The following is a 9,657-nucleotide window of genomic DNA, read 5'->3' on the forward strand; positions in this document are numbered from 1 at the left end:
TATATTTGCGAAAGCCGAGCCTCGGTATGCCAAGATGAAGCCCCGTTGCATTCATTGTGTGCTCCATGATGTCGATGGGGATGGAGATCTCGACTTTGTGGGTTCCTATGTTCGTGAAGTGTTCTGGCTTGAATGCCCAGATCGAAATCCCACTTCCACTCAATGGGAAATGCATCTGATTACTGATGAAATTTTTGGCGTCCATTGCCTCCGATCCTTCGATATCGATCAAGATGGTAAGAATGATTTGATCACCAATGATTTTAGCGATGATAAGGGACCCTATTCCCGATCCGTTTGCTGGCTCAAGCCCAAGCTCTCGAAAAAGAAACCCATCACTTGGACCATTATTCCCCTCGCCAAAGGTACGGCACAGGGAGGCAGTCATTATTTTGATTTTGGGGATATTAATGGAGACGGGCGCATCGACTTTGCCATGGGTGCCAAAGGAAAACCCTTTGAGAATGGAAATTACTTTGCGGTCTATTATTCACAGAAGGATATCACCAAGCCCTGGAGAAAGGAATTACTCCCCGGTGCCGGAGAACAATTCGGAGCCACTCATGCGGCTCCCGTGGATGTGAATGGAGACGGTAAGATCGATATCCTCGCGACCCGTGGCCATGGGATGGGGGTTCTCTGGTTTGAGGCACCCGATTGGAAACAGCATATGATTGATGATACCATTGATTCCACCCACTCCACTGATTTTGGAGACATTGATGGGGACGGAGATATCGATATGAGTACGGTCGGGTATGAATCCAAGTTGGCGGTCTGGTATGAGAACGATGGCAAGGGCAACTTCACCCGCCATGTTCTCAGTCGCGATCAAATGGCTTACGATACTATGATCACCGATTTAGATGGCGACGGACACAAGGATATCCTAGTCGCAGGCCAACGCAGCCAGAATGTGGTCTGGTTTAAGAATCCAAAGAAATAATCTTATTAAATTTTTATGAAAATTGCAGTATTGGATGGGTATACGAGTAATCCCGGGGATTTGAGCTGGGATGCTTTTGAGGAATTGGGAGAGCTCACGGTGCATGATCGGACGAAGCCAGAGGATGTGGTTTCTCGATGTGCGGGTTGTGATGTGGTGTTTACCAATAAGGTGGTCATGGATGCGGGGATCATGGATCAGCTACCAGATCTGAAATACATTGGAGTGCTGGCCACCGGGACCAATGTGATTGATCTGGAGCATGCCGGGAAAAAGGGAGTCTGTGTGACCAATATTCCGGGGTATGGTACGGACTCAGTGGTCCAGCATATCTTGGCGTTCATGCTACATTTCAGTTCCAAGGTAAGCATACACGACGAGGCGGTGCATCAGGGAGACTGGGTGAACTCGAAGGATTTCTCTTTTACATTGGGCACGCTGAATGAATTGAGCGGGTCGACACTGGGCATTATCGGACTGGGGACGATTGGGAGAAAGTTGGCCAGGGTTGCCGATGCGATGGGGATGAAGATCATTGCGGCTCATCAGTCGAGCATGAACCGATTTGAATTATCTCATGAGGTCGAATGGTTACCAGTGGATGAGGTCTTTGCCCGGGCGGATTTTTTGTCGTTGAATTGTCCATTGACTCCGGAGACGGACAGAGTGGTGAATGCCGAGCGTTTGCAAAAAATGAAGAGCTCGGCCGTTCTTATAAATACTGGCCGGGGGCCTCTGATTGATGAGCAGGCACTGGCGGATGCTTTGACCCAAGGAACGATTGCCGGAGCCGGGCTGGATGTGTTGAGTGCCGAACCACCTTCCGCCGACAACCCATTGCTTACTGCCAAGAATTGTGTGATCACGCCACATGTTGCCTGGGCCAGTTTACAGGCGAGAAGGCGATTACTTGCCATCGCCGCAGAGAATTTATCTGCCTACTTGAATGGGGATGCTCAGAATAGGGTGAACTAGGAGTTCATTATTTAAATAATCTTGGAGTTAATTAAGAATGGGGTAATCTGAAGAAAGATGTATTGCATAGGATCAGGTCCAATTTTTAGTAGCTCGTTTTTCCATTATTTTGGATTACGCATAAACCATTGAAAAAAGTATTTAGGCGATTCTTTCTTTTTTGTCTGCTTGTTGTAAGCATTTTCATGTCAGTCGTCTATTATGCCAAATATGAGATAGACTCCGTTTCCCAAGGGAAAGTTTACAATAGTATTGAGGAAGTTCCCGAAAGGAAAATTGGATTAGTATTGGGATGTTCCAAGTATCTAAGCAATGGGCGAAAAAATTTATATTTCCAACAACGGATCGATGCGGCCAAAGAGCTGTATTTTTCGGATAAGGTTAAATTTCTACTCGTAAGTGGAGACAATTCGACGAAATATTATGATGAACCGACCACCATGAAAAAGGATTTGATTGCACTTGGAGTACCAGGAAACAAGATTTACTGTGACTATGCTGGATTGAGTACACTTGATTCAGTCGTTCGTACCAAAGAGGTGTTTAAAGAAAATCAATTCATTGTGATATCGCAGGGCTTTCATGTACGACGGGCTATTTATCTTGGATTGGCCCACGATATTGACCTGATTGGATATGCCCCACAGGGAGTTTCCGGACTCGGTTCCCTCAAGACGGAATTAAGGGAATGCCTTGCCCGTGGAAAAGCTTTATTGGATGTAAAGTTCCTTAACAGGCAGCCAAAATTTTTGGGTGAGCCTGTAATTATCAAATAGAGGAATCGTGATCGTTTCCAGAACCGGTTTATTGATTAGGTAATTCGTTGAGAGTGTAGTGGGCGGTTGAGTTTCGAAGGCTTTGGCCAGTCTGATTTCTTACTCCCATAACTGAAAACTGGTAAATTTTTCGTTTTTCTAAGCCTGGTATCTTTACTTGTACGGATTTTCTATCTTTGGAAATGATAATTTCATCGGGTACAATTTTCTTTTTATCACTTTTAGGGTATCCATAATTGGGGCCGTATTGATAACGGTAGCTCAGGGTTTCAACATTCACTGATTTGGCCTTTAGGTCTAAAGCAAGGGGTTGGGTGAAATGAAAAGTGAAGCCATCAGGTATTAAATTGATCCTATGAATTTCAAATGGATCTGTTCCGGTGTAAGCAATCTTTTGTAAACCTCTACCGGCAAGTCCACGGGCCCAATTACCTTCACCAGCCCTACCAATAATCAAATCCCCGCTTGGAGAAAATACTAGGCGGCATATACCTGACTTGAGTCCTTTCGCATGGTAAAATGAGAAACAGGCTCCCTGGTATTGACCATTCACTTTTTCAAGTGCAACTCGGATGATTCTTGGATGTACGATATCGCCAATGAACAACTGACCCGCGAAGGGACCAAATTTGCCTGCGGTGGTATCGCATATTGGAGAACCGGGTGAGTTGGCTAACTCACCATGGGGGAAATGAACGGCAGGGGGTTTTCGCATACCCGCCAATAATTTGATTGGTGCATTTTCAGGATCCTTTCGATGCGTGAAATTTTCATCCCATCTTAACGCTTCCGGATGGCCATGGAAATCTCCTTTGTTTAAATGATGGAGCATGGAGGTGGCTACCCAATCTCCCTGATTGTCCGCAGCGAAGAGATCTCCATCAAGATTAAAGCCAATTCCGTTGGCACTTCGTAAACCGGCAGACCAGGGAATGAACTGACCATTGGGTGTGACCTGGTAGGACCACATTCGATAGGGGGTAGGAGAATATCCTCTGGCACTGCCGGGGGTGCCATCTGGTCTCGTGAGGCCAGCACAGGATAGGGTGCCAAATAGATTACCCGTGCGGTCTTGAATTAATCCATAGGTGTATTGATGGAAGTTTGTCTCCATGGAAAAATCCGCACAAATCGTTTTCTGATAATCGCATATATTATCGCCATCTTCATCAATTAATTGAGTGATTTCTGGTCGTTGGGACACATAAACTTCACCTTCTTTTCCAATACATAAGCCCATGGGTTCGTGGAGCCCATAAGCAAAGCGATTCCATTGGCCCTTTTTTTCTGACCACACATCTCCCTGCCGGGTACAGAGGTAGAGAGTTCCATCTTGGGTGTAGTCCAAACCGGTCACCTCACAAACAACACCAGGTGGGGTACTCAATGATTCTACACGATATGATTCCCGAGCCTTTAAAAGGGGAGTAGTCCAGAAAAAGATTATCAGTAATGAGGGAATTAAATTCTTCATCGAATTACTTGAGTGAAGATAGTAAAAGTCTCCTGCCTGACTGGGTCGATGAGTAGTGCATTGTCACGCCACTCTCCATCTTCCGATGATAAATTTTGCGGGTTCTCCCCGCCAATAAAGAATATTTTCTTTTCTGTTTTTGAAAGAAAGAATTTTTGCACAATGATATCTTCTTCGGGTTGAAAAGTGATTTGATGGCGTACATCTAACTGATCTATTCGGTATAGGAATTCGGGTTGTCCATGAACCATGCGATAGCCATTAAATTTAACTTTTTGAATCTCTTCCGAATTTCCTAAACGAAGAGGGAAATGGGGTGGAGCGGTGAATATTTTTGGACCAAGTAAGTGAGAATACCAACCCCCATGCCCAGTCCATGACTTTTTGAAGTCAAGAAAACCACCTTTCCAAAAGTAGAGTAAACGGCATTGGGTGGCATCAAATGCATAGGATCTATTTCCCGGTAAACCGACTGCGATTGCCCGCGAACTTGCCCCCGGTAGATAGGTGCGAAAAATAACGGGTCGGTCGCCTACTTTGACCACAGTACCTTCTCGTTTTTCCGGAAGTTGAATTTCTGGACTGGTTGCCTGATCGAAAAGAGTTTGCGGATTATTGGCCAATTCGATCTCTTCATCTTTAGTCCATTGATCGAGTTTTGGAGATTTTCTGATCTCTACTATCCAACTTGCTAATCGCTTATGCGTTTCTTCCCTGAGTTGAACCTGTGGAGGCATCTCATTCATACCCCACTTTCCAGTGCCTCCCAATTTGAGGGAATGGAGGATGATGCCCAATGCATTTGGGTCACTTGCATATCTATCTGCCACCGCCACCATGGACGGGCCAATGTGTTGTTGGGTAACTCGGTGACAGGCAACACAACCACTGGACTTGAATAATGAATCTGTACTCAGATCCGGTTCCTTTGGATTGCCTAACAAATAATGCCCGCCCCCCAAGAGTAATACTTTTGTAAGCATTACTCGAAGGAGGGATTTTATAAATAGTCTAAAGATAGACATATAAGTCCACTATTCGATCTAAGCCCTATGGGCAACCTGTGAGCTTTAAATTTTGATTATAAATCGTACTGTGGAATCTTCATCCACTCACCACCTTTAAGGGCAGACTTGTGGGCGATCACTCCTGCCACCGTCATGTTCAAGGCATCGCTTACATTCACGGTGGGCTGTCTGTCCAGTAAGATGGATTCGATGAAGTCATTGGTCAATTGACCATGTGATCCACCGTGTCCGCCAGCTCCCACGCCTGGGGGAAGGGATGGGCGATCTCCATTAATTTTTGGATTGTGGGGCTTTTGTCCGTACACTCTGCCTTTTTCACCATGGGCATTTTTCATATCCCAACTCACTGCCATACGGGAAATCCCACCCTCGCTTGTTTTAAACATACCTACCTCGGTACCGAATGGATTCTTCCATTGATTTTCCTTGTGTTCATTGTAGAGACCAGGGGTACCGAGACAGGAGACCTCAGTAAAGCGGCCACCGGTAATCGAAACGTAATAGGCGTTTGAATGGGTGGGGTACCACATCGGAGGAAGTCCGCGACGCCATCCGTTTACATCAATCTTGCCGTTCTTTGGGTTGTATCCGGGTAATCCATTAGGGCCGAAGTCGTGATAATATTCACCTTCCGAGTAGATGATTTTTCCCAATGCACCCGCCTGGTATTGTTTTCTTTTAAGCCAAAGGTCGGCGTGAAAAGTCGAAGTTTCATTCATCGAGTACTTCATTCCACTTTTCTTAACCGCATTGAATAAATCTTCTGCCTCTTCCTCAGCTTTGAAGCCAAATACAGCAGGGACCGCGGAGGCGACATGTTTTCCATGTAGCAATGCACTGGTTGCTAATCGTGCGTGGCTGGGTGCATCAGTGGCGATGTAGATTGCTTCAATTTCCTTATCCTTGATCATTTCTTCACATGAAGGATAGGTCTTTTTCGCCCCAACTGCCTTTGCTAAACGGGCGCAGCGAGCGGGATCCAGATCTGTGGCTGCGACCACTTCCACATTCGGATGACTTTGATAAAAGAAGGCACCTCCAAATGAACAAAGGCCATAACCTGCGATCCCCACCTTGATTTTACGGTCGGACACTTTTTTCCATCCCTTTGATGCATTGGGGTCTTCCTTGATCTTCTCAAATCCGGGAATGATGTTTCCGTCCGCGTCCTTTGGGGCTTTCGCCCCCATAGCCTTTCCCCCCAAGCCCAATATTGCACCAGCACCGCCAATTCCCTGAATGAAGCCGCGTCTTGATAGATCACTGTTCCCTAAGTCCTTTATTTCTTGTAAGCCATCTTTTTCGTATTCTTTATTTGTCATGATTTATTAGCGTTTAATCGTTATATTTTAAATTGTGGATTTCTATATTAAGTAACTTATTTCTGAATAATTATAAACTGGTCGATTCCTACAAATAATTATGGGAAATTGATCGTATAATTTAGATCGAGTGAATGGAGCCGTATTGGTGTGTGTGGATATAAGAGGATAACTTTGACTTGAATCTTGAGCGAACTAGTCGGAGGATTTTTGGGGGTGGATGAGAGGATTCCATTTTTCCAAATATTCCATACTTACTTTTCCGCTGTTAATTCTTAAGGGAAGAAAGAGATAGCGTGACTTATCTATGTCTGCCCGGTCAGGAATCCACCACTGGTCACACAGGGCCATTACCTGGTTCGATTCTTTTAAGTAGATCAGGTCGCTTACCTGAGAATTCCAGGTTTTGTTTTCGCTGATATAGCCTTGGTTTTTCCAATTTCCCAAGGGGGAGTCTGCGGTAGAACAGGAGGTTTCGGTGGCCGACCATCCGTGCACGCCCGAGGCGACTGCTATGTATTTCCCTTTGTACTTGGTCATCGCGGGAGCCTCTCTCCCCCGGTCAAAGACGATTACACCCTCGCGCTTGCTGCTCAAATAATCATCGCTTAGGCTGTCAATACGAATGGCATATCGCCAGTTTCCTCCCTCTGCGTCTGGCTGGTTGTGGTCACAGTAAATAAGATAGGCTTTATCGTCCTCGTCCTTGAATACATTCATATCTGATCCAAACCCAGTGGATGTTCCGACTTCACGGGCGCCCAAGGGGGTGAATGGGCCTTCCGGGTTATCTGCAGTAGCGACCATTAGAAAAGAGGCTGGCATGGCAATAAACCATCGATACCACATGACATATTGCTTTGTTTTTTGATTGTAGAGTACATGGGATCTTCCGGTTGCTCCCACTTTTCCAAACCCACTTTCAGGTCGGGGCAGGCAAACCCCGCGGTATTCCCAATTTTTCAAATCTTTCGAACGATAGACCTGTACCCCATTCCACACGGGCCCTGCAGTCATGCGAAACTTGCCTTGTGGGTTATTTTTATAACTGCTGCCATACCAGTAAAAATAATCATCGAATCGTGCGAGTTCTCCTTCGTGAGCAGATATTCTACGACCCTCCGTATCCACCCAGTCTGTTCCGTTAATCACGATTGTATCCTTTAATTTTGCCCCACCATGGATTCCCAAAAGAAAAGTTCCAAGTGCGAGTGTAACCAAGAATTTCCAGGTATATTTGATCATGAATTTGTATATTTTGAGTATTTTAAATTACTTAGTACAGGGTGGTTTTCATATAAATGATAGGAAAGTCGTTTCTTTGCTAGGGGCCAATTTTCATCGAGTAACGCATCGATAATTCCGTGGTGCTGGGCAACCGCTTCGGTTGCGGCTTTTCTATCTTCGCCCTCCCATTCGAATAAAATAGAATAGTACTTTCCATGCCGATCGAAGAAATCGTTTAAGTATGGATTATTGGCCAGTTTTAACAAGTACTGGTGAAGAGAATTGTCGATACTAACGGCTCCTCCCTGCTCGATGGGTGATTGGTTAGATTTACGAATTCTTACTAATTCTTTTTTTGCTTCCGCGGTCGAGAGTTTTGCTTTTCCGAGATCCAAGGCTTTTAATTCCATTACCTCGCGAATTTCAATAAAGGCTTGTAAGTCCTCTTGGCGAAAAGGCTTAACCTGCCAGCCTCGTCTTGGGATATGCTTGAGCAAACCTTCGCCTGATAATCGGTAATAAATTTGTCGAACGGCTGCTCGACTTAATTTGTGCTTTTTAGCGGTGGATTCTTCGCGTACGAAAGTGTTTTCCCCAGTAAGGCTTAGGTGTACAAGTTCCTGGGTGATTGAACGAATAGGGTCTTCTTTTTTGGGTATTGAGACTGTTCTTTTCTTTTTTATCTTTGTTTGTAAACCAGTGGCTTCAAGTCTTCCATTACTCTTCTTGACGATTAAACCCTCCTCCACTAATCCACTGATCGCTTTTCGAATCGGGGTATAGCTCACTCCGTAATGCCCACTTAATCCATCCATCGTTAAAGGCGCGGGGAGAGATCGACCCCTTTCCAGATGAAAGCCGAGGTCATTTTGAATTTGGGAGGCAAGAGTCACAGCCCCTCGTTTATAGAAGGTTTTTAATGAGTCGCAACTTTTTTTTGTCTACAAAGTAAAATATAAGATTCGAGGCTTTTTAAGCGTCTTACCGGATAAGGAAGTAGGTGGGTAGTTAGGTTTATTTTCTAAGTGTTTTGCGAAAGAAGGACGGTGCATTACCAGTAAGCCTTTTAAACACTACCGCCATCCTTTCGGCATCATTATAACCACATAGTTCCGCGACCATTGAAATTGAATGGTTGGTTTCTGCTAATAATTGCTTGGCTCGTTTCACTCGTAATTGGCAAAGCATTTCCCAGGGAGTGGATTTGAAGTGTTCTTTGAATTTTCTTTCTAAGGTGCGGCGTGGAATGTTCAATTCGCTACAAAGAATACCAATTGAGATTGGATCCTGCATGCGTTCGGAGATAAAGGACATCGCCCGTCTAAGAAGCGGATCCTCAATTGCCAGGTGATTGGCAGAATGGCGAAGGATGACCCCGCTTGGTTGTATGAGCAGGGGTTCTTTAACAGAGACTTTCTCTCCCGCAATCATTTTTTGCATCGCGGCAGCCACTTGTTCACCAAGAGAATCCCAGGGAATGGAAACGCTCGAAAGCATGGGATAAGTTAACCCACAAACCAGAGGGTCATTATTAGCTCCAATCACAGAAACTTCAGTGGGTATTTCCAATCCTAATTGAGTGCATGCACTACACAGAAACCTGCCCAAGGGATCATGAACCGCAAAAATACCGACTGGTTTGGGCAGTTTATGTAACCATGATTCCATCGCTTCGCTGGGGTGATGAAATGATTCGCTGTATCGAGTGTCCTCGAATCCAGTTTCGATATGAACCGAGAAGGGGATATTATTTTTTGAGATTATCTCATGGAAACCTTCAATTCGTTGATCAGAGTACGGGGTTCCATTACCCAAGCAGGCGAGGCTTTTAAATCCTGTGAAAGAAAAACTTTCCGCGGCCTCCCGGCCCACAGCCCAATCGTCCACATCTGCACTGAGCGTTTTTGAG

The 9,657-nt window shown here is 45.2% G+C and carries 9 protein-coding genes; 3 read left to right on the plus strand and 6 right to left on the minus strand.

Translation table 11 applies throughout. From position 1 onward, the window contains the following. From ACKPQ5_RS08320 to ACKPQ5_RS08330, 3 genes are all read left to right on the plus strand, one after another. The coding region (locus ACKPQ5_RS08320; RefSeq protein ID WP_407678642.1) for an FG-GAP repeat domain-containing protein at positions 1-946 on the plus strand (946 nt) is incomplete at its 5' end. A 15-nt stretch (positions 947-961) separates the two neighbouring features. After that, the gene (locus ACKPQ5_RS08325) at positions 962-1,921 is read left to right on the plus strand and encodes a D-2-hydroxyacid dehydrogenase (RefSeq protein WP_407678643.1); all 960 of its coding nucleotides are present in this window, start codon (positions 962-964) and stop codon (positions 1,919-1,921) included. Between the two features lie 185 nt (positions 1,922-2,106). Continuing rightward, on the plus strand, positions 2,107-2,697 hold the full coding sequence (locus tag ACKPQ5_RS08330) for a SanA/YdcF family protein (RefSeq protein ID WP_407678644.1): 591 nt from the start codon (positions 2,107-2,109) through the stop codon (positions 2,695-2,697). A gap of 28 nt (positions 2,698-2,725) precedes the next feature. Here ACKPQ5_RS08330 and ACKPQ5_RS08335 read toward each other — a convergent pair whose 3' ends face one another. From ACKPQ5_RS08335 to ACKPQ5_RS08360, 6 genes are all read right to left on the minus strand, one after another. After that, complete coding sequence (locus tag ACKPQ5_RS08335) at positions 2,726-4,171, minus strand: hypothetical protein (protein ID WP_407678645.1); 1,446 nt, start codon at positions 4,169-4,171, stop codon at positions 2,726-2,728. After that, a complete protein-coding gene (locus tag ACKPQ5_RS08340) occupies positions 4,168-5,154 on the minus strand; it encodes a c-type cytochrome (RefSeq protein WP_407678646.1) in 987 nt (328 codons plus the stop codon). Before ACKPQ5_RS08340 ends, ACKPQ5_RS08335 begins: the two co-directional genes overlap by 4 nt. A 98-nt stretch (positions 5,155-5,252) precedes the next feature. Continuing rightward, complete coding sequence (locus ACKPQ5_RS08345) at positions 5,253-6,521, minus strand: Gfo/Idh/MocA family protein (protein ID WP_407678647.1); 1,269 nt, start codon at positions 6,519-6,521, stop codon at positions 5,253-5,255. Positions 6,522-6,716: 195 nt separating this feature from the next. Continuing rightward, positions 6,717-7,766: a family 43 glycosylhydrolase gene (locus ACKPQ5_RS08350; protein ID WP_407678648.1), complete on the minus strand. Its 1,050-nt coding sequence runs from the start codon at positions 7,764-7,766 to the stop codon at positions 6,717-6,719. Beyond that, positions 7,763-8,641 carry a GntR family transcriptional regulator gene (locus ACKPQ5_RS08355; RefSeq protein ID WP_407678649.1) on the minus strand — a complete coding sequence of 293 codons (879 nt, stop codon included), beginning with the start codon at positions 8,639-8,641 and terminating at the stop codon, positions 7,763-7,765. The genes ACKPQ5_RS08350 and ACKPQ5_RS08355 overlap by 4 nt, the downstream gene beginning before the upstream one ends. Positions 8,642-8,762: 121 nt before the next feature. Then, positions 8,763-9,657: substrate-binding domain-containing protein (locus tag ACKPQ5_RS08360; protein ID WP_407678650.1), on the minus strand; the 895-nt coding region annotated here is incomplete at its 5' end.

Origin of the sequence: Candidatus Seribacter sulfatis (assembly GCF_964187635.1) — a bacterium.
GTDB classification, from domain to species: domain Bacteria; phylum Verrucomicrobiota; class Verrucomicrobiia; order Opitutales; family Seribacteraceae; genus Seribacter; species Seribacter sulfatis.

What these genes read in the sequence shown, in the direction of transcription:
- ACKPQ5_RS08335 (WP_407678645.1), bottom strand. Translation starts at nt 4,171, where the DNA reads ATGAAGAATTTAATTCCCTCATTACTGATAATCTTTTTCTGGACTACT.
- ACKPQ5_RS08345 (WP_407678647.1), bottom strand. Translation starts at nt 6,521, where the DNA reads ATGACAAATAAAGAATACGAAAAAGATGGCTTACAAGAAATAAAGGAC.
- ACKPQ5_RS08350 (WP_407678648.1), bottom strand. Translation starts at nt 7,766, where the DNA reads ATGATCAAATATACCTGGAAATTCTTGGTTACACTCGCACTTGGAACT.
- ACKPQ5_RS08330 (WP_407678644.1), top strand. Translation starts at nt 2,107, where the DNA reads ATGTCAGTCGTCTATTATGCCAAATATGAGATAGACTCCGTTTCCCAA.
- ACKPQ5_RS08325 (WP_407678643.1), top strand. Translation starts at nt 962, where the DNA reads ATGAAAATTGCAGTATTGGATGGGTATACGAGTAATCCCGGGGATTTG.
- ACKPQ5_RS08340 (WP_407678646.1), bottom strand. Translation starts at nt 5,154, where the DNA reads ATGCTTACAAAAGTATTACTCTTGGGGGGCGGGCATTATTTGTTAGGC.